At 70.9% G+C, this 17,965-nt stretch carries 21 protein-coding genes and 1 pseudogene; 2 read left to right on the forward strand and 20 right to left on the reverse strand.

Annotation, left to right across the window (positions count from 1 at the left end; translation table 11 throughout):
• The first annotated feature begins 88 nt into the window (after positions 1–88).
• The gene (locus tag ACFE7K_RS05290; protein ID WP_375397127.1) at positions 89–826 is read left to right on the forward strand and encodes a YgfZ/GcvT domain-containing protein; all 738 of its coding nucleotides are present in this window, start codon (positions 89–91) and stop codon (positions 824–826) included.
• On the opposite strand, the gene ACFE7K_RS05295 is transcribed toward ACFE7K_RS05290, so the two are convergent.
• The 20 genes and pseudogenes from ACFE7K_RS05295 to ACFE7K_RS05390 form a co-directional block, all read right to left on the reverse strand.
• The gene (locus tag ACFE7K_RS05295; protein WP_375397128.1) at positions 805–2,106 is read right to left on the reverse strand and encodes a UDP-glucose dehydrogenase family protein; all 1,302 of its coding nucleotides are present in this window, start codon (positions 2,104–2,106) and stop codon (positions 805–807) included. The genes ACFE7K_RS05290 and ACFE7K_RS05295 overlap by 22 nt on opposite strands.
• Before the next feature lie 212 nt (positions 2,107–2,318).
• Complete coding sequence (locus ACFE7K_RS05300) at positions 2,319–3,440, reverse strand: OmpA family protein (RefSeq protein WP_375397129.1); 1,122 nt, start codon at positions 3,438–3,440, stop codon at positions 2,319–2,321.
• A 121-nt stretch (positions 3,441–3,561) separates the two neighbouring features.
• Complete coding sequence (locus ACFE7K_RS05305; protein ID WP_375397130.1) at positions 3,562–4,065, reverse strand: DUF2793 domain-containing protein; 504 nt, start codon at positions 4,063–4,065, stop codon at positions 3,562–3,564.
• 65 nt (positions 4,066–4,130) lie between these two features.
• Positions 4,131–6,254, reverse strand: a complete 2,124-nt coding sequence (locus ACFE7K_RS05310) for a phage tail protein (protein WP_375397131.1) — start codon at positions 6,252–6,254, stop codon at positions 4,131–4,133.
• Position 6,255: 1 nt separating this feature from the next.
• Positions 6,256–6,636 (reverse strand): peptidoglycan endopeptidase, encoded by a 381-nt coding sequence (locus ACFE7K_RS05315; RefSeq protein WP_375397132.1) that lies wholly within the window; start codon positions 6,634–6,636, stop codon positions 6,256–6,258.
• Entirely contained in the window at positions 6,633–7,430 is a 798-nt protein-coding gene (locus tag ACFE7K_RS05320) for a DUF2163 domain-containing protein (protein ID WP_375397133.1), read from the reverse strand. Before ACFE7K_RS05320 ends, ACFE7K_RS05315 begins: the two co-directional genes overlap by 4 nt.
• A pseudogene (locus tag ACFE7K_RS05325) lies at positions 7,427–9,696 on the reverse strand (DUF2460 domain-containing protein). Before ACFE7K_RS05325 ends, ACFE7K_RS05320 begins: the two are co-directional and overlap by 4 nt.
• On the reverse strand, positions 9,696–10,262 hold the full coding sequence (locus tag ACFE7K_RS05330) for a tail tape measure protein (protein WP_375397134.1): 567 nt from the start codon (positions 10,260–10,262) through the stop codon (positions 9,696–9,698). The pseudogene ACFE7K_RS05325 and the gene ACFE7K_RS05330 overlap by 1 nt, the downstream one beginning before the upstream one ends.
• Complete coding sequence (locus ACFE7K_RS05335; RefSeq protein WP_375397135.1) at positions 10,255–10,401, reverse strand: phage tail assembly chaperone; 147 nt, start codon at positions 10,399–10,401, stop codon at positions 10,255–10,257. Before ACFE7K_RS05335 ends, ACFE7K_RS05330 begins: the two co-directional genes overlap by 8 nt.
• A gap of 166 nt (positions 10,402–10,567) precedes the next feature.
• Complete coding sequence (locus tag ACFE7K_RS05340) at positions 10,568–10,879, reverse strand: gene transfer agent family protein (RefSeq protein ID WP_375397136.1); 312 nt, start codon at positions 10,877–10,879, stop codon at positions 10,568–10,570.
• Positions 10,876–11,283 (reverse strand): phage major tail protein, TP901-1 family, encoded by a 408-nt coding sequence (locus tag ACFE7K_RS05345; RefSeq protein WP_375397137.1) that lies wholly within the window; start codon positions 11,281–11,283, stop codon positions 10,876–10,878. Before ACFE7K_RS05345 ends, ACFE7K_RS05340 begins: the two co-directional genes overlap by 4 nt.
• Positions 11,284–11,301: 18 nt before the next feature.
• Positions 11,302–11,697 carry a DUF3168 domain-containing protein gene (locus tag ACFE7K_RS05350; protein ID WP_375397138.1) on the reverse strand — a complete coding sequence of 132 codons (396 nt, stop codon included), beginning with the start codon at positions 11,695–11,697 and terminating at the stop codon, positions 11,302–11,304.
• A complete protein-coding gene (locus tag ACFE7K_RS05355) occupies positions 11,694–11,888 on the reverse strand; it encodes a hypothetical protein (protein WP_375397139.1) in 195 nt (64 codons plus the stop codon). Before ACFE7K_RS05355 ends, ACFE7K_RS05350 begins: the two co-directional genes overlap by 4 nt.
• Complete coding sequence (locus ACFE7K_RS05360; protein ID WP_375397140.1) at positions 11,885–12,445, reverse strand: hypothetical protein; 561 nt, start codon at positions 12,443–12,445, stop codon at positions 11,885–11,887. The genes ACFE7K_RS05355 and ACFE7K_RS05360 overlap by 4 nt, the downstream gene beginning before the upstream one ends.
• A 56-nt stretch (positions 12,446–12,501) precedes the next feature.
• Positions 12,502–13,569 (reverse strand): phage major capsid protein, encoded by a 1,068-nt coding sequence (locus tag ACFE7K_RS05365; RefSeq protein WP_375397141.1) that lies wholly within the window; start codon positions 13,567–13,569, stop codon positions 12,502–12,504.
• Positions 13,570–13,620: 51 nt separating this feature from the next.
• Entirely contained in the window at positions 13,621–13,986 is a 366-nt protein-coding gene (locus tag ACFE7K_RS05370) for an HK97 family phage prohead protease (RefSeq protein ID WP_375397142.1), read from the reverse strand.
• Positions 13,983–14,261 (reverse strand): DUF6127 family protein, encoded by a 279-nt coding sequence (locus ACFE7K_RS05375; protein ID WP_375397203.1) that lies wholly within the window; start codon positions 14,259–14,261, stop codon positions 13,983–13,985. Before ACFE7K_RS05375 ends, ACFE7K_RS05370 begins: the two co-directional genes overlap by 4 nt.
• Positions 14,262–14,281: 20 nt before the next feature.
• Positions 14,282–15,415, reverse strand: coding sequence for a phage portal protein (locus ACFE7K_RS05380; protein ID WP_375397143.1), 1,134 nt, complete (start codon positions 15,413–15,415; stop codon positions 14,282–14,284).
• 162 nt (positions 15,416–15,577) lie between these two features.
• Positions 15,578–16,918: a DNA-packaging protein gene (locus tag ACFE7K_RS05385; RefSeq protein WP_375397144.1), complete on the reverse strand. Its 1,341-nt coding sequence runs from the start codon at positions 16,916–16,918 to the stop codon at positions 15,578–15,580.
• Positions 16,915–17,448: a hypothetical protein gene (locus ACFE7K_RS05390; protein ID WP_375397145.1), complete on the reverse strand. Its 534-nt coding sequence runs from the start codon at positions 17,446–17,448 to the stop codon at positions 16,915–16,917. The genes ACFE7K_RS05385 and ACFE7K_RS05390 overlap by 4 nt, the downstream gene beginning before the upstream one ends.
• 352 nt (positions 17,449–17,800) lie before the next feature.
• On the opposite strand from ACFE7K_RS05390, the gene ACFE7K_RS05395 reads away from it, so the two are divergent.
• Positions 17,801–17,947: a lmo0937 family membrane protein gene (locus ACFE7K_RS05395; RefSeq protein WP_375397146.1), complete on the forward strand. Its 147-nt coding sequence runs from the start codon at positions 17,801–17,803 to the stop codon at positions 17,945–17,947.
• The last annotated feature ends 18 nt before the right edge of the window (positions 17,948–17,965 follow it).

The following is a 17,965-nucleotide window of genomic DNA, read 5'->3' on the forward strand; positions in this document are numbered from 1 at the left end:
GATCACAACCCGCTCTACTCGGTCGTCCGGCAAACTGCCAGAGCGGGCGGCGGCTTGGAATTGGCGGTCCGCACCCTAGGTTGGCGCGATGGATGAGCGCGGCACGATGTTGGGCGACAGGGCCGTGCTGCGGGTCGCGGGCGATGATGCCCGCGCTTTCCTGAACGGGTTGACGACCCAGGACGTGCCGGCGCTGGCCGATGGCCAGGCGTGCTGGGCCGGCCTGTTGACGCCGCAGGGCAAGGCGCTGTTCGACTTCATCCTGTGGGCCGATGGCGAGGCGGTGCTGATCGATTGCGAGGCCGACCAGCGCGAGGCGCTGGCGCGGCGGCTGGCGACCTATCGGCTGCGGCGCGCGATCTCGATCGAGCCGGTTGCGGCCATGGTCCATTGGGCGATCGACGGCCCGCTCGGACTGCCCGATCCGCGCCTGCCCGCGCTCGGCAGGCGCTGGCTGGGCGGGCGGGGGGCGCCCGCCTCCGGCTGGCGGGCGCATCGCCTGGCGCTTGGCGTCACCGAGGGGGTGGGCGAACTGGGGCAGGACAAGACGCTCTGGCTGGAGGCGAATGCCCGCGAGCTTTGCGGGGTCAGCTTCACCAAGGGCTGCTATGTCGGCCAGGAAAATACCGCGCGCATGCATTACCGGTCAAAGGTCAACCGGCGGCTGGTGGTGGCGCCGATCGCGCCGGCCGGCGATCGGACCCGCGCCGTCTATGGCGAGCTGGGGATGATGGTGGAGCTGCGCCGGATCGAGGCGCTGGGCGATGCGCTGGTGCCCGGCTGGCTGGCGCCGGCGCTTGCCGATCAGCGCCCGATCGACGAATAGGCGAAGCCGGCGCGCTTGACGTCCTCCGGGCGATAGATGTTGCGCAGGTCGATCATCACCGGCGCGATCATGACCGCGGCCAGCCGCCGCAGGTCGAGCGCCCGGAAGATGTCCCATTCGGTCACGATCGCCACCGCATCGGCCCCCGCCGCCGCCTCATAGGCGTCGCGGCAATAGACGACATCCGGCATCAATGCCTTGGCGGGCGCCATGCCTTCGGGATCATAGGCGCGGACGCCGACCCCGGCATCCTCTAGGCTCTGGACGATCGCCAGGCTCGGCGCGTCGCGCATGTCATCGGTATTGGGCTTGAAGGTCAGGCCAAGCAGCGCAACCGTCTTGCCGTGAAGATCATCGCCCAGCGAATGGAGGATCCTGCGTCCCATCGCCCGCTTGCGATTGTCATTGACCCTCACCACCGCCTCGACGATGTGGACCGGGCTGTCATGGTCCTGCGCGGTCTTCAGCAGCGCCAGCGTGTCCTTGGGAAAGCACGATCCGCCATAGCCCGGGCCGGCATGGAGGAACTTGCCGCCGATACGATTGTCGAGCCCGATCCCGCGCGCGACATCCTGGACATCGGCGCCCACCGCTTCGCACAGGTCGGCGATTTCGTTGATGAAGGTGATCTTCGTCGCCAGGAACGCATTGGCGGCGTATTTGATCAGTTCCGACGTCCGGCGGCCGGTAAACAGGATCGGGCTCTCGTTCAGGTAAAGCGGCCGGTATACCTCGCGCATCACTTCGCGGGCATGCGCCTGTTCGGTGCCGATCACGATGCGATCGGGACGCTTGAAGTCGGCGATCGCGGCACCTTCCCGCAGGAATTCGGGATTGGAAACGACCGCGATGTCGATGTCGGGCCGCGCCTGGCGCAGGATAAGCTCGACCTCGTCGCCGGTGCCGACGGGGACGGTCGATTTGGTCACAACGACCGTCGGTCCGGTCACCGCCAGCGCAATTTCGTGGGCTGCGGCAAAGACATAAGTGAGATCGGCATGGCCGTCGCCGCGACGCGACGGCGTGCCCACGGCGATGAAGATCGCGTCGGCGTCGGCGACGGCGGCGGTGAGATTGGTGGTGAAGGTCAGTCGGCCGGCGGCGACGTTGGCGGCGACCAATTGTGCCAGGCCGGGTTCATAGATCGGCATGCGCCCGGCACGCAGTGCGTCGATCTTGTCGCTGTCCTTGTCGACGCACACCACGTCGTGGCCGAAATCGGAAAAGCAGGCGCCGGATACCAGGCCGACATAGCCCGACCCGATCATCGTTATTCGCATGGCGCTTAACTATCCCGATCACGATGCCGCGCGATACACAATGTCACGGCGATCCATGCCTCTATCGCAACGGCGATCACGCGCAACCGTCCGGTGCGGCGCGACGGCGCGATGCCCAGGTCCAAGGCGACGTTGATCCCACACAGAAAAGGGGAGGCCGGCATGAACCGACCTCCCCAATATTTCGCCCGGCCTTCTGCCGACGTGAGTACTTACTGACCCGAAGCCGGCCCGTAGGTGATCTCGACGCGGCGATTCTGCACTTCGCGAACGCCATCGGCGGTCTCGACGCGCGGGCGGCTTTCGCCGAACGCCTGGGTCGTGATCACGCCATCCGGAATCGCATGAGCAATCATATAGGCCTTCACCGCATCCGCACGACGCTGAGAGAGGCCAACATTGTACTTGGCCGAACCCGAACGATCGGCATGGCCGGCCAGCATGACCTGCGCGTTGCCGCAATTCTGATATTGCGTGACAGCGTTGTCGAGGATCGACGCGGCCTCCGGAGTGATGTCCGACTTGTCCCATTCGAAGAAGACGATGAACGGACCCGGGGCACATACCACGACCGGCGCGATGGGCTCCGGTGCCGGCGGGGTAGGGGGAGGAGGAGTCGGGGCAACCGGCTCCGGTGCCGGCTCGGGCGCGCCGAAGTTGAAGATCACGCCGCCCAGGATGCTGTGCGAACGGAAGCGGCCTTCGAACTGACGACCGGTGACGTCGATCAGCTTGACCTTGTCGGCGCTGAAGAAGCGATATTTCAGCGACACGTCGATCGTCTTCGTCAGCGGCGCACGCACGCCGGCGATCGCCTGATAAGCAAAGACGGTGTCGGTATCATCCAGGAACGCACGATTGGCCAGCGTGTAGTTGCTGGCCTTCACGCGGGCGGCACCGACGCCGCCACCGACAAAGCCCTGCACGCCATCGTCGTCACCGAAATCGAGCAACCCGTTGAGCATGAAGCTGAGCGCCGAGTTACGGCCGGGGATGTTGCCGAACGAGCCGGCCGGGCGGTTCACCAAGGCGCCTGCTGCGGTAAAGGCCGGGGTCGTGGTCGTCGAACGATAGCCGTCGACTTGCGCCGAACGATAACCGACCTCGGTTTCGATACGGAACACGCCGAAATCATACCCGATCACGCCGTCGACATCATATCCATAGTCGTTGTCGACGGTCGCCGCCTTCGGCAACGCCCCGATATCGTAACGGATGTCTTCGACGATCATCGAGCCACCCTCGACTCCGACGTACCACGCCTTGTCTTTCGCAAGCGCGGGCGTCGCAAGTGCGGTGGAAGCGAGCGCCACGGTCATGGCAAGCTTGCGCATTTAAATCCCCTTTCGATTGTCACTACGGACAGCGCAAACTCACTAATCAAAGGATCGTTGCCACGCAAGCAAAACAAGGCTCACCGCTGTTGCTTTCGGGCAACACTTGGTCGATCCCTGATCACGGGTCGATCAGGCCATGGCCCCGGAGGGTCGCCAGGATGCTGCCGACCGCGGCCCGCGCCTCGCTGTCGATCACGCCCCCCGCCACCGGGTTGGTGATCGCGGCGCGGCGGCTGCCGACCACCTGAACGCCGCCTACTTCCAGCCGTGTCGCGCGGACGATGCCGATTGTCCACGCGCCCGCATGAAAGCAGGCGAACGCGGCGGCGTCGGCGACCCACGCGGTCATGCCCTCGACCGGCGCCGCGAACCGCCACCCTCCTTGCGTCCACCCGGCCAGATGATCGGCCATGCCCGCCCAATCGCCGGTCGGCGCAGGGCCGACGATCCAGCACTGGCCCTGGCCGGGCGTCGCCGGCGGGGTGTTCGGCCCGGCGGCGACCACGCTGGCCTGCAGGACCAGGTCGATCGCGGCCAGCCCCTCATTATGCCACAATTCCTTTTGCGCCTGACCCGGGACAAGCAGTGCCAGGTCCAGCCGCGCGGTGCGGTCATCGGTCATCGGTCATCCAACCTCCTTGGGGTCTGTAGTTGAAACGCGCTCTTGCGCGAGGTTCGAGCGAACTCTTACAATCTCACGATGGCGGGCGGTGATTCGCCCAGCATGCCGATCTGCCTGATCTCGATACTGGTCCCCGGCACCGCTTCGGCGGGATCGAGCGCCACTTCGGCCCTGGCGACGACCACCGTCCGCGTCTCGCCGGGCGCCGTGACGATGGTCACCCGGTAGGTCTCGGCCTCCTCGGCCAGCGGTGCGTCGCCCCCGTCGATCCAGCGAAACCCCGCTCGACTGCGCCGCACCCAGGCGACGCCGCCGGCGGTCGGCCGCACGTGGCAGGGCGATGGCGGCCGGACCGACCGCCCGGCGATCGGCACGATCGCCTCGACCGGACCGGTGACGTCGCCGGGGCCGGTCGCCAGCACACGGAGACTGGCGCCGAGCGCTGCTACAGGCAGGCCGATCACCGCGCACATGCCGGCATCGAGCAGGGCGAACCGCTCGCCGACCAAGTGCGCGGCCGACGCCTCCGTGCCGCGCCTGCCGCGCAGCAGGCGGTCGAGCCGCCACGTCCCGCCGCCCGTCATTGTGGCGCGTCCGAACTGGATCAGTTCTTCGCCGACCAGGGCCAGGTTCGCCCCGCGATCGAGCGCGGCGTCGTCGGCATCGTGCAGCGTCATGCCCGGATGCGCCAGCGCGACCTCGATCACCGCCGCTTTGTCGAACAGCGTCGCCGGTCCCCGATCGGGAGGGCGGGCCGGCGCGGCGGTGACCCCGCCGTCATGCCAGCTGGCGCCGTCGTCGATGCTGTAGAGCAACGCCGCGCGCCGCCATCCGGGCGACGTACCCGCGGCCGCGACCATTACCCGCGGCGCCGACAGCACGTCATCGTCCAGCGCGGGCAGTTCGGCGGCCACCAGGATGGTCTCGCCGGTGACCAGATCGGGCGCCGGCAAGGCCCGGCCGGGGGTCGCCGGCAAGGCCTGGCCCGGCCCGGCGGCGAGGGTGAGTTCCAGCTTGGTGACCATCGCCTCCAGGCTGGCCTCGGTCACCCGCCAGATGCCCTGTTCCCCCGCCAGCGCGACCAGCATGCCCGGCGCGACGGCGGCGGCGTCGCCCGCCAGGCCGACCGTCCGGCGCTGGCGTGCCGCCTCCGCGCGCATCAGCATCGCCGCGGCGAGCGTCTTGGCCGCGGCGGCGCTCATCACCGCCGGCATGTCTACTTTTTCGTCGCGCGTGCCGGCGCCGGGGCGTACCGCCCGCTGCACCCCGATCTGATAGTCGCGCGCGGCATCGTAATGCGCCACCGCGACCGTCCTGGGCACCGTCTCGACCGCCGCGATCCGCCGCCGGCGCGCCGTGCCATGCTCGCCGGCCGCGACGATGCCGGCGTCGTCGATCATGGCGTCGGCGGCGGCATGGTCGGTCAGCGCCAGCACGCCCCCGCGCGGCACGATCCTGACGTCGCCGGCGGGCGCCAGCAGCGCGACGATGCCGCGCGCGGTATCGCCATAGGCCGAAAAGCCGTCCAGCGTGGCGGCGACACCGTCGTCGGCGACGATCCCCGCCGCCACCGCCGCGATGATCGCGCCGATCGAGACGGGACCCGGATCGGCGATCAGCTCGAAGGTCAGCGACGGGATGCGGTTGCCGTAATCGGCGAGCTGGAGGTTCTCGAAGACCGCATAGGCGCAGCCGCGCTGCGCGGGGGTCTGCGCCGCCCCCTCGACCGAGGCGATCAACGGGTCGGCCGGCTGGTCCGCGTCGCCCAGATGCAGGCGGAACCCGGTCGGCACCTTGAAGTCGCCGGCCGCGCCGCGCAGCAGCGTGCCGTCGGCCCAGATCCGGCCGACTCCGCCGATCGGCCGCCCCGACAGCAGCACGGCGAACGAGGCGGCATAGCTGTACTGGCTGGTCGACGGCTGGCCCTTGCCGCCGCGGCCGGTCGTCCGCGTCTCGATCAGATCGGTCGACCAGATCACGCAGCCCGCGACGCGCATCGTCCCGAACACCAGCGGGATCGCCGTGCCATAGGTCGAGGTCTGCACCGACAGGTCGGCCAGGCGCGGCCCCTCGCGCGTCCTGGGGCGCAACACCTGGCGATCGATCGACTGGCCGATCAGCCCGCCGATCGCGGCGCCGATCGGTCCGCCGATCGCCCCGCCGGCCACGGTCAGCACCAGGGTCGCCATGTCAATTCTCCCCGATCCATCGGCCGAGCACCGGCCAGGGCAGCGGCTCGCCGCGTTCCACCACCCGGCGCGCAGTGGCGTCGGCGTGGATGATGCCGCGCTCGGCAAGGATGCCGAGGTGCAGCTGCCCGGCGCCGGCGGCGACGATCGCGACCGCGCCCGGACCGGCATCGCGCCGCGGCGTGAAGCCCAATGTCGCCAGCCAGCGCTCGACCTGCGCCATCGAGCCGCAGCGCAGCGCATAGCCGGTCGGCGGCGCGACATCCCACGCGAACGCCGCCAGCCCGACGCAATCCAGCCCGCTCGCCGGGTCGCGGCCATGCAGCCGGAACGGCGCGCCGATTGCCGCCCGTGCACGCTCCAGCGCGGCCCCCGGGGTCATCCGCCCGGATACCGCGTCAGCAGGTCGATCCCCGGCAGATACGGCTCGCCGCGAAAATTGGCGGCGTTGGCAAAGCGGCCCGCGCAGGTCGCCAGGCTCTTGTCGCAGCCTTCGATCAGCTCGACCAGCGCCCCCTCCGGCGCCTCGGCCGGCGGCGACCGCAACGTCACCCGGTCCCCCGAAGACGCGGCGACGGCGCTGTCCAGCCCCCCGTTTCCGCCACCGAACCAGCGCAGGCGGCCGCCGCCATAGGCATTGGCGGTCGGCTCCGCCATGTCGAGCGTCAGGATCGCGCCATCGCCCGCGACGACCCGGGCGAACCGCCGCCGGGGCGCCAGCGCGACGCGGCAGCGAACGTCGCCCAGCTCGGCGCGGCATTCGGGCGCGGTCGCTTCGGCCACCGGCCGGTCGAGCAACGCGGCCAGCCCCGCAAGCTCGGCGGTAAAGCCGTTATCGGCCACCTCGACCGCGCCGATCCGTCCTTCGCCCAGCTCGGCGATCACCGTGCCGCTCGTCCAGTCGACCGCCGCCACCGCCACCCGCGCGCCGTCCCAGCGACCCGCCAGCAACGCGCGCTCGGTGATCGCCGCCCCGGTCAGCGCGCCGCCGACCTCCATCGTGTCGGCGCTCAAATCGTCGCTGCGCTTGACCGCCGATGGCGTCATCCCCGGCGCCGCGCGATAGTCGAAGCCGTCGATCCGCAAATCGCGGTCGTGGCTGGTCAGCCCCAAGGCGATGCCGTCGCGCCGCTCGACCCGCCAGGTCAGCGCGATGCCGGTCAGCCGGTCGCTCATGCCTCGCGCAGTTCGACCAGCGGCACCGATGCCGCCGCACCCGCCAGGAACGTCGCCCGCGTCACGCTCAGGCGATCCTCGGCAAACCGCACCGGCACGTCGAAGGCGAAGCCCGCGGTCACCGCGACGCCCGGCGCCGGCGCGGCATCGAGGTCGATCCAGCCGCCCGTGGCCAGCACGAAGGCGGTCGTCTCCGCCCCGCCCAGCGCGATGCGGACGCTGCCGGCGACGGGGCGCGTGATCCGGCGCTGCGCATCGCCGTAAAGCTTGACCAGGGCGAACCGGCTGGCGGCGCCGTCGCCCGTGCCGATCCGCTGGTCGAGCGGCCCGATCGGGTCGCCGGTCGCGGCATCGAACGGATCGCGCAGGCGAAAGCCGCGCGCCGGCCCCAGGCGCGCGCGATAGAAAGCGAGCAACGTCGCGATGTCGGCCTCCGCGCGCAGCCCGGGCCCGACATCATAGGTCGTCCGCGCCTCGGCCCAGCTGGCGTTGCGCACCTCATGTCCGTTGGCGCCGGCGGCGATGGCGGTCGAAAAGCCCGGCGCGACCTCGGCCTCGCGGCCCAGCGCGATCGGGAACAGCACGTCGTCAAATGCGTCCACCTCGTCCTCCTCATCCTCGAACAGGACCAATCCGTCGCGCATCACCTGGGGCAGCGCCCAGACGAACGCCCGCGCGGCCTTGCTGTCGCGCGCTGCCGCGACGATCGCGCGCCATTGGCCGCGATCCGCCGGCGCGAGCAGAAGCCCGAAAGATAATGCTGCTCCGCCAGGGGATAGCCCAGCCGCGCGCCGGCCGCCGCCCGCGCGCGTCGCGACAGCGCCGTCGCGCCGGCGGCGGCCCATTCATAATCCTCCAGTTGCAGCACGTCGAAGGCGGGCCGCGCCCAGCCGAGCGGCAGGTTCATCCGCCGTACCTCGGGCGCCGCCGGATCCAGCACCGACGGCAGATAGACCAGCACGTGGCTGACCGCCGCCGCCGCCGCCGCCGTGATGAGCGCAGCGGTCGATTGCGCCAGCGACGCACCGGCCGCATCCAGCGTCGCCAGCTGCGCCGCATCCAGCGGCGCGCGCACGGTCGCGATCGGCACCGGCGCGAAAGCGGCGACAGCGGCCGGGTCATACAGGCACGGCGCCCCGTCGCCGGATACCCACCACCACGGCTCGCCGACCTGGAACCGCGTCGTCAGCCCCGCCTCGGCGGCGATGGCGACAAACGCCGCCGCCACCGCCTGGAGGTATGCCATCGCCCCGCCATGCGCGGGGGACAGCAACGTCGATGGCGGCGTATAGCCGGTCAACGCTGCCGCGCCGTCCGCCCGCCGCTGTTTCCAGTCGCCCCAGCAATGCTGGTCCAGCACCTCGTAGGACAGCGACCAGATGACGTCATGACCGAACGCGCGTGCCCGCGCCGCGAAGTCGCGATGCCAGGCGGCAGCGGCGGCGTTCAGCACGCCCCCGGCCAGGCTGACATACCAGCCGCCGCCATTGGCCTCGAGCCGGAAGTAATGGCTCATGCCGACATAATGGTTGATCGCGCCGCGGTAACCGAGCTGGACGATCGTGCGCAGCACGCGCGCGGGCGTCAGGTTGTAGCAATCGTCATAAGCGGTCGCGATGCCCAATCCGTGCTCGGGGGCCACCACGTCGCCGATCGCCAGCACCGATCCCGATCCCGCCGATCGCATGCCCGACAATTCTACCCGGCCCTCCACCGGCGCCGCCAGCATGCCGGGCGTGCCCGAATAGCCCGGCGCGGTCAGCGAGATGAACATCCGGTCGACATCGCCGGCCCAGACCGGATCGGCCTCGCCGGGCAGCAGGAAGCCGCCGTCGACCGCGCCGAAATCGATCGCGACTTCGGCATCGTCCGGATCGCCCGCGGCATAATTCCATAGCCGCACGTACCAGGTGCGCGGCGCCCCGCCGGCGTCGCGCCCCTCGATCGTCAGCGTCGGGCCGTTGATCGCGTCGAGCGGCAGGATGCCTGCCGATCGCCACCGGAACGCCAGCTGGCACCGGCGGAAATCGCGCGCCGTCGCATAGCGCAGCAGGACATGGTCGATCACGTCCTCCGCCCACCAGATCAGCCCGGCGAGATCGTCGGTGCGATAGAACACCGCATCGACGCGCAGCGCGTCGGGCGCGGTCACGGTGGCCGCCGCCATCATCGGCCGCGGGAAATCGACCGTCCAGTAAACCGGATCGAACCGCGTGATGACGCCGTCGGCCTGCACCGTCCGCCGGTCGGCCAGCCACCAGCCCATCAGCCCGCTCCTTCCAGCGCGGCGCGTACCGCGCGCGCCACCTGCCGGCTCGACCGCGCCAGCGCCTGCGGCGCCTCGCCCGCCGCGGCATTGACGCTGATCGCCACCCGCACCTCGCGCGCGCCGCCGCCGGCCGGCTCGATCCGCCCGCTCGCGGTCGGCACGAATACTTCCGGCCCGCGCTCGCCCACCGCATAGGCGCGTCCCGGCGATACCGGCCCGCCGGTCGCCCGGCCCGGCAGGCCCGTCAACACCCCGGCCAACGTGCCCAGCAGCCCGCCGCCGCCCCGGCTTGCGCCACCGCCCAGGATTGCCTCGATCCCGCCCTTCAGCGCCGACGCGGCGATTTCAGCCAGCACCGACAGCGCGGTCTTGCGCAGGTCCTCGAACCCCAATTTGCCGGTCCTGACCGCGCGCAGCAGCGTGCCCTCGATCATCCGCCCGGCCTTGTCCGCGCCGCTCGCCAGCGGGCCGTCCAGCGCGCCGCGCATCTCGGCGACGTCGCGGGCGAACCCCCGCGTGTCGGCGCGGACGCTGACCACCAGCCGCTCGATCTCGTCATCCATCGGGAAACGCCTCCATCAATCGCGCGATCAGCCCGGCGTCGGGCGGGTCGCCCGGCACGTCGCCGGCCAGCACCGCGACCACCGCCGCCAGCTCGGCCGGCGTCGCGTTCCAGAAAGTTTCGGGCGGCCAGCCGAGCATCGCCCCCGCCAGCCCGGCCAGCCGCCCCGCGCCCCGGCCGAAATCCCCGCCCGGACGGGGCGGGGGACCGCTGACGGTGGAGGGGGCTGTCCCCGAGCGATTCGTCAGTGGAACACCCCCTCCACCATCGCGTTGCGATCGCCCCCCTTCGTGTCCCGGGGAGGAATCAGAATCCGCCAAGGATCTGCCCCAGCAGCACCCTGAGGGTCGGTGTCGCGGCGACCATGCCTCCGGCCGCGACCGCCTCGCCCAGCGCTTCTCGTGTCAGCCCCTCGGGGCGGTCGTGCAGGCAATGCCAGAACAGCGCGACCATCTCGGCCAGCGCCATCCCGCCCGCCGCGGCACGCTCGACCAGCGCGAACAGCGATCCCAGTTCCTGTTCGGCCGCGACCAGGGCGGCAAAGCTCGGCCGCAGCACCAGCTCGACGCCGCCGACGCGGATCGTCGCCTCGCCCCGCACGGGGTTGGCCGTGCTCATGCGCTCACCACGGCGCCGGAGCTTTCCAGGCTCAGCGTATAGCTGCGCTCGCCATTGTAATCGCCGGCATAATCGAGCCGGGTGACCAGGAACCGCCCGGTCATCGTCTCGCCGCTCTCGAAGCTCAGCCGGTAATCGTCGATCTGCCCGGCCAGCGCATTGGCCTTCAGCCGCGTCTCGGCGGTCGATCCGGTGAACACCCCGGCGCCCGACACGCTGACCGATCGCACGCCGGCCCCCGACAGCAACTCGCGCCACCCGCCCGATTCCTTCGAGGTGATCGCGACCAGCTCGCCGTTGATGCTCAGCTGCGTCGTGCGCAGCCCGGCGATGGTGGCATAGGCCACCGGGCTCCCGCCATTGCCCACCTTCAGCAGGAACGCACTGCCCTTTTCCGCTGCCATATCGTCTGCTCCTCTTGGCTATTGCTCGATCAGTCGCGCGCGGTATTCGATCGTCGCGGTCCACCGTGCCGGCGCCTCGCCCGCGACGCGCAGCCGCACGAAGGCCAGGCTGGCGAGGCGCCAGCCGTCCATGTCGCGCGGCATCGCCTCGATCGCCGCGCCGGTCGCGGCGACCAGATCGTGGATCCGCTGGCGCCGGTCGATCCGGTCATGGATGACGATCCCGACCTGTACCTCGCGCCCGCGCCGGTCCTTGCTCCCCCAATCGACCGCGACCACCGGCCCCAATTCGGCCCAGGGCGGTGTCGCGCCCGGCACCGGGCCATCGGCGACCATGTTGAGCGCCGCCGCCAGCGCCGGATCGTCCTGCATCGCCGCCAGGACGGCGGTGACGAAGCTTCGCTCCGCGCTCATCGCATCAGGCTCCCGATCCAGGTCAGCCGCGGGTCGCGCGACAGGCGCCGGCCGATCAGCGTCACGCCGTCATCGCGCTGTTCCACCCGCACGCCGGGCAGCGCCGCGCGCAACCGGTCGGCGAGCTTTGCGATCGCCGCGTCCCGCCGCGCCTCGGCGATCGCCTGGGCGCGTGCCTCCAGCGCGGTCATGCGTGGGTCTCCGCGGCCAGGCGGACCGCGCGATAGGGCCGCCACAGCGCGGTCACCGCCGCCGGCGGCGGGTCGCGCGCCTCGCGTTGCGAAAACAGGTGCGCCGCGAGCAGGACGATGCCCTGGCGCAGCGGCGTCGGCACGCCGCTCCAGCCGTCGGCCAGGCCGGCGACCAGGTCGACCGCGATCCGCCCCGGCGCCGCCACCCGCACCCAGCCCGCCGCGTCGGCGTCGATGTCGATGGCATAGGCGACCGGATCGAGCGCCCTCGCCACGCCGACCTCGTCGATCGCCGACACGCCCGTGATCGACCGCACCGGCGCCGCCGGCAGCGGTCGCCAGGTAGTGCGGCCGTCGATCACCGCGCGCATCGATCGCGCGATCAGCACGCGGCCGACAAACTGCTCGGCCAGCCCGGTCGCGGTCTCGACGAACGCCGCCAGCAGCGCGTCGTCGGCGGTTATCGTCACCGCCAGCACGGGCTTGACCTCGCCCAGCGCCAGCACGCGATCGTCCGCGCCGAGCGACACGTCGCCCGGCCCCCCATGTGCAATCATGTCATCGTCTCCGCAGGAGAAGGCCGGCGGGCGGCGCGCGCCCGCCGGTACGCGCCTCAGCTGGCGGCGAACTTCATCAGCTTGATCGCCTCGGCATTGCTGACGCAGCCGCCGACGCGCTTGACCGCATAGAAATTGACGAACGGCTTGTTCGAATACGGATCGCGCAGGATCGCGGTCTCTGTGCGTTCGGCGATCAGATAGCCCGCGCGGAAATTGCCGAACGCGATCGCCGGGCTGTTGGCGGCGATGTCGGGCATGTCCTCGCTCTCGACCACCGGATAGCCGAGCAGCGTCGCCGGCTGGCCCAGGCTCAGCCCCGGCATCCACAGGAACGCGCCCTCGGCGGTCTTGAACTTGCGGATGCGCGCCAGCGTCGCGGCGTTCATCACCCAGGCGGCACCCTGGCGGTACGGCCCGCGCAGGCTCTGGACCAGGTCGATCAGCCGGTCCTGCGGGTTGGCGGCAAAGTCGCCCGCCGCGCCCGACGCCAGATATTGCAGCGTCCCGAACGCCCGCGTCGCATCGCTGGCGGTCGCGGTCGGCGCCTGGAGGAAGCCGCGAGGCCGACTGGTGCCGTTGCCGTTGACGAACGCGGCGCCCTCGGCGCGGGCGAATTCGGTGGCGATCTCGTCGGCCAGCCATGATTCGACGTCGAACTGCGCATCGTCGAGCATCGCCTGGCTGGCCGAGGGGTTGGCATAGAGGTCGCCCATCGGCGGCGCGATCTCGTTGAAGGTCGGCGTCGCGGTCTCGGGGCGCAGGGCGGTCTCCGCGGCCCAGCCCGACGGCGTGCCGCCGCTCGTCACCAGCCGGCGATACCCGGCCGAGCCGACCTTCACGACATTGGCGATCGCCCGGATCGGGCTGATCGCGGTCAGCGCGCGGTCGATCGTCGCGTCGATCTCGCGCGGCAGGGCATAGCCCCCGGCATCGCCCGTCGTCGCGTTGAACGACTTCATCTCGACCGTCGCCCCGGCGCGCAGATACCCTTCGAACGCCGCGCCCCCGGCGCGTGCCGCACCGCTGAGCATCGGCCGCGCCCCACCCGTTGCTGGCGCCGCCGCTCCCAGCTCCACCGCGTCGAAGCTCGCCTCGAGCGCGTCTGCCTTTACTTCGATCATGTCATTCTCCTCGTCACAAAGAAAAAGGTGTCCCGCCGGGACCGCCGCCGGTCATGCGACCGCATGCACCCGCGCCAGCGGCTGCATCGGCCGCGCGACCAGGCTGATCTCGACCAGATCGAGGTCGGTCAGCTCGCGCACCCCGCGCCGGGTGGAGGCACGCACGCGATAGCCAAAGCTCAGCCCGCTCACCGCTCCTGCCGCGACCAGCGGCGCGAGCGTCGCGTCGTCGACCCGCCCGATCACGCGCAGCCCGGTCGCATCCTCCTCGACCCGCTCGATCGTCCCGACCGGCGCCCCGCGATGCTGCCACAGCAGCGGCACCGTGCCCGGCACGCGGATCGCCCCTGCGCGCACCACGTCGCCGCCGCGGTCGACGCGGTCGAACACCGCGGCATAGCCGGCAAAGCGGGTCACTTGATGTACCCCGCAAACCCCAGCCGCACGGCGAGCCCGACCAGCACCAGCATCAGCACCATCCGCGCCGCCCAGCCGATCAGCGCCTTCCACACCGATTTCTTGGCGTCGCGCCACGCGCCGAGCAGGTCGCGCAGCTCGGCCATGTCCTTTTCCGCCGCCGCGTCGCTCAGCCCCAGTCGCGCCAGCGCGCGCGTCGCGCCCAGTTCGCCCGCTTCCTCGGCGATCGCGCGCAGCGTCGCGATGTCGGCGCCGGCGTCGCGGCCCTGCGCCATCAGCTGCGCCAGCACCGCGCTCACTCTTGCCCCCCTTCGCCCGGCGCGGGGGCGTCCACGCCGACCATCGCGCGCTTTTCGCCGCGCGTCAGGAAGTCGGCGGCGCCGATCTGCGTCCACAACCGCTCGCGATCCTCGCTCAGCGCCGGCACCCGGTCGAGGTCGACCGCCAGCGCCGGCCCGGGCAACCACCCCGCCAGCCCCTCGGCGATGCCGCCCAGGATCGTCGCCGCCAGCGGCAGGATCGACTGCCGCCACAGCGACCGGTTCGCCTCGCGGTAATTGGCATAGGTCGCGTCGCCGGGCAGCCCGAGCAGCATCGGCGGCACCCCGAACGCCAGCGCGATCTCGCGCGCCGCCGCCGCCTTCAGCCCGACGAAATCCATGTCGGCGGGCGACAGCGACAGCGCCTGCCACTTCAGCCCGCCTTCCAGCAGCATCGGCCGCCCGGCATTGGCGCCCCCCGAAAAGCTCGCCTCCAGCTCGTGCTTCAGCCGGTCGAACTGCGCCGCCGACATCGCCGCGCCGTCGCCCGGGTCATAGACCAGCGCGCCCGACGGGCGCGCGGCATTGTCGAGCAGCGCCTTGTTCCAGACCGCCGATGCGTTGTGGATCGCGATCGCCCCCGCCGCCGCACCCAGGCAACCGAGCCCGAAATGGTCGTTGACCGGATTGAAGCTCTTGAGGTGGATCACCTCGGCGCGGGGCCGGTCGCCCGACAGCCGCGTCGTCCGCTCGCCGACGCGATAGCGATAGGCCGCCGGCCAGCCATTGGCGTCGGGCTCGATCGTCACCCGCTCCGGGCGCAGCGCGAACAGTTCGGCGGCCCCGCCGCGGCCATCGTCCAGCACCTGGATGAAGGCGTTGCCGTGGAGCAGCAATTGCGCCGCGATCGTCTCGATCAACGGCTGCCCCGCCGATCGCGCCGACACCAGCATCGCGAGGTCGGGCGTCGAGGCGATGACCGGCGCGCTCGCCACCCCTTCGGCGACCAGTCGCACCGCGCGCTGCGCCACCGCATTCTCGCAATAACCGGCGCGGACCTGCGCTTCGTACGATCGCGGCCAGTCGCCGACGATCCCGCTGCCGCCGCCATGGCGCGACAGCGGCGGCCGCGCCTCGGTGGGCGCGGCCTTCCATCCGAACAGCTTCATGAAGGTTCCCCCGTATCGCGGTGCCGGCACCGCCTTGTGCAACCGCCCTCTGCATCAGCCTCGCCAATGCCTCTCAGAGTCCGTTAGGAAACTCGCGAAAGAGCGAGTTCGGCGCCGCCAAACGCGCCCTCAGCGCGTTTTCGACAGACTGTCTCGTGACTCTCAAAACATCCGCACCGCCGCCGTCCCCGGCTGGCGCCGCAGCATCAGCGCGGTCATCGCCCAGACCAAGGCGTCGGCGCGGTCGGGCGACCGGCCCCGCCCGAAATACCCCTCGGGCGACAGCGCGCACATCTCGTCCTCTAGGTCGGGAAAGCCGCCGACGTGCCGCACCTTGCCCTGGTCGTAGAGCGCCGATACCGGTTCCGCCCGCGCGGCCTTGGCGCGGCTCGCATGGACGATCCTGACCGGCAGCGTCGCGTCGACCGCCGCCAGGGTATTGCGCACCATCTCGCCGCCGTTATTGCCCTCCGCCACGATCAGGTCGGCACGCCGCCGCCGGGCGCATCGCACCACCGCGCGCGCCCAGCCGCTCGGCGGCAACCCGCCGACGCTGGCGTCCTCCAGCACATATCCGCGCCCGTCCTCGCCCAGCATCGCCGCGACGATCCCGCACGCATCGCCGCCGATACCCGCCGGCGGATCGACCGCCACCACCACCCGGCGGGCCCGGGGCAGGCGCCTTTTGTCGATCCGGCACGCCTCCAGCCCGGCCCGCGTCCACAGGGCGCCCGCCACTTCCTCGATCATTTCGCCGTCCAGCTCCTGCCGCCCCAGCCGCGTGCCGGCATAATCGGCCTCCATCGCCGCGACGAAGGTGGCGGGCAGATGCGGGTTGTCGTGCGTCGCCCCGCGTGTCTCGACCAGCCCGCGCATCGCCAGCACGCGACGCATCAGCCGGTTGGGCCGCGGCGTCGTCGTCACCAGCGCCCGTGGCCGGTCGCCGATGCGCAGGCCCAGCAACAGATTGTCCCACGTCTTCTCGCCGTCCCGCCACTTGGCCAGCTCGTCGCCCCAGGCCGCATGATGCTGCGGTCCGCGCAACTTGTCGGCTGCTTCGGCCGAATAGGCATAAGCCTTCGCTCCCGAATCGAACGCCAGCTCGCCCAGCCCGGCTTGCCAGCGCGGCCGCTCATGCGCCCGCGCCACCGCCAGCAGGCCGCTGTCGCCCTCGACCATTACCTTGCGGACATCGTCAATCGTCCCGCCGACCAGCGCGATCCGCGCCCCCGGCAGGGTTCGGGCGATGTCGCTCACCCATTCGGCGCCCGCCCGCGTCTTGCCGAAACCCCGCCCGGCGCGGATCAGCCAGACCCGCCAGTCGCCCGGCGGCGCCAGCTGCCCCGAATGCGCCCACGCCGCCCACATTTCGTTGAACGCGCGCACCTGCGCCCCGGTCAGCGCGCGCAACGCAATCTCGCGCTCGCGCAGGGGCAAGGCGAGCAGCCGTTCGATGGCCAGGCGGTCGCCGTCCCCGCCATTTCCGCCGTCCCCGCTGCTCAATGCCCGATCCGCCGGCCGGCTTCGATCTGCGACAGCTTCTTCATGATCGCCGCCACCGTCTCCTCCTTGCTGGCATGATGGCGCGGCGGGCTGCCCAGCTTCGTCCTGCTTCTGGTCTGCGCGCGAACGACCGTCAGCAGCCGTATCGCCAGGTCGACGTCGATCGGCCCGGTGATCGCGACCGCGCCGTTGGTCATCGCGCTGTCGCCCTTGCCGGCCAGCGCATGACCGACCAGCTGCAGTTCGAGCAGCTGATATCCCGCCTCCAGCGCCTCGTGCCACGCCGCCGTGAATGCCGCATTGCGCCGGCGCAGCGTATAGACGTCGTCGGAATTGACCCCGACGTGCGCCGCCGATGCGCCGACGTGACACGTCGCCGCCAGGTGATCCAGGAAATCGGTCTTCATCTGCGTGGTCCAGCGGATCGCGCGCGCGCCCCGCGGACGACCGCCCGGTCCTTTCTGCCGGGGCACGATATCGGTGACCTCGGGTAATCCGCCATCGATCGCGATGCCGTCTGCGTCCTTCATTCCACCCCCCATCCGCCCCGCAGGACGAAAAAGGGCCGAAGGCGTCGCCGCCCCGGCCCTGCTACAATTCTTCAGCGTTCCCGTTATGTACTCGAACAGCGTCGCGCTGTCAAGCGCAAAGGTGCCCATTTGGTTGGAAGGCAGTTTGACCTACGTTTCATCGTCACGCCGTCTCAAGGCCGGGGTGACGATGAAACGGGGTTCGAGCCGATCTATTCACGTTCTGGATATCGATTGTTCCTTCGCGAGGTGAAGGCGACCTTCAGGAACACGCGGCGCACATGCTCGTTACACCGCCAGACCGAGCAGCCGGCCACCACCGGACCGGCGCCGGCGACAAAGGGAATCCGCCATGCTTTGGACCATCGTCGTCATCCTGCTGATCCTCTGGGCGCTCGGGTTTGCCGTCCATGTCGGCGGCGGCCTCATCCACCTGCTGCTGGTGGTTGCGCTGGTCGTCGTGGTGGTGAACCTGATTCGCGGCCGCCGCGTGGTGTGAGGGGGCTTGCTGCCGGCA

The sequence above is a fragment of the uncultured Sphingomonas sp. genome (assembly GCF_964244265.1).
Classification (GTDB): domain Bacteria; phylum Pseudomonadota; class Alphaproteobacteria; order Sphingomonadales; family Sphingomonadaceae; genus Sphingomonas.

Excerpts from the sequence above, each read along its gene's own strand:
- ACFE7K_RS05380 (WP_375397143.1), bottom strand. The coding sequence starts at position 15,415 with ATGAAGCTGTTCGGATGGAAGGCCGCGCCCACCGAGGCGCGGCCGCCG.
- ACFE7K_RS05375 (WP_375397203.1), bottom strand. The coding sequence starts at position 14,261 with ATGGCGCAGGGCCGCGACGCCGGCGCCGACATCGCGACGCTGCGCGCG.
- ACFE7K_RS05355 (WP_375397139.1), bottom strand. The coding sequence starts at position 11,888 with ATGACCGCGCTGGAGGCACGCGCCCAGGCGATCGCCGAGGCGCGGCGG.
- ACFE7K_RS05335 (WP_375397135.1), bottom strand. The coding sequence starts at position 10,401 with ATGCTCGGCTGGCCGCCCGAAACTTTCTGGAACGCGACGCCGGCCGAG.
- ACFE7K_RS05310 (WP_375397131.1), bottom strand. The coding sequence starts at position 6,254 with ATGGCGACCCTGGTGCTGACCGTGGCCGGCGGGGCGATCGGCGGACCG.
- ACFE7K_RS05360 (WP_375397140.1), bottom strand. The coding sequence starts at position 12,445 with ATGATTGCACATGGGGGGCCGGGCGACGTGTCGCTCGGCGCGGACGAT.
- ACFE7K_RS05340 (WP_375397136.1), bottom strand. The coding sequence starts at position 10,879 with ATGAGCACGGCCAACCCCGTGCGGGGCGAGGCGACGATCCGCGTCGGC.
- ACFE7K_RS05295 (WP_375397128.1), bottom strand. The coding sequence starts at position 2,106 with ATGCGAATAACGATGATCGGGTCGGGCTATGTCGGCCTGGTATCCGGC.
- ACFE7K_RS05350 (WP_375397138.1), bottom strand. The coding sequence starts at position 11,697 with ATGAGCGCGGAGCGAAGCTTCGTCACCGCCGTCCTGGCGGCGATGCAG.
- ACFE7K_RS05390 (WP_375397145.1), bottom strand. The coding sequence starts at position 17,448 with ATGAAGGACGCAGACGGCATCGCGATCGATGGCGGATTACCCGAGGTC.
- ACFE7K_RS05315 (WP_375397132.1), bottom strand. The coding sequence starts at position 6,636 with ATGACCCCGGGGGCCGCGCTGGAGCGTGCACGGGCGGCAATCGGCGCG.
- ACFE7K_RS05365 (WP_375397141.1), bottom strand. The coding sequence starts at position 13,569 with ATGATCGAAGTAAAGGCAGACGCGCTCGAGGCGAGCTTCGACGCGGTG.
- ACFE7K_RS05320 (WP_375397133.1), bottom strand. The coding sequence starts at position 7,430 with ATGAGCGACCGGCTGACCGGCATCGCGCTGACCTGGCGGGTCGAGCGG.
- ACFE7K_RS05300 (WP_375397129.1), bottom strand. The coding sequence starts at position 3,440 with ATGCGCAAGCTTGCCATGACCGTGGCGCTCGCTTCCACCGCACTTGCG.
- ACFE7K_RS05395 (WP_375397146.1), top strand. The coding sequence starts at position 17,801 with ATGCTTTGGACCATCGTCGTCATCCTGCTGATCCTCTGGGCGCTCGGG.
- ACFE7K_RS05345 (WP_375397137.1), bottom strand. The coding sequence starts at position 11,283 with ATGGCAGCGGAAAAGGGCAGTGCGTTCCTGCTGAAGGTGGGCAATGGC.
- ACFE7K_RS05290 (WP_375397127.1), top strand. The coding sequence starts at position 89 with ATGGATGAGCGCGGCACGATGTTGGGCGACAGGGCCGTGCTGCGGGTC.
- ACFE7K_RS05330 (WP_375397134.1), bottom strand. The coding sequence starts at position 10,262 with ATGGATGACGAGATCGAGCGGCTGGTGGTCAGCGTCCGCGCCGACACG.
- ACFE7K_RS05305 (WP_375397130.1), bottom strand. The coding sequence starts at position 4,065 with ATGACCGATGACCGCACCGCGCGGCTGGACCTGGCACTGCTTGTCCCG.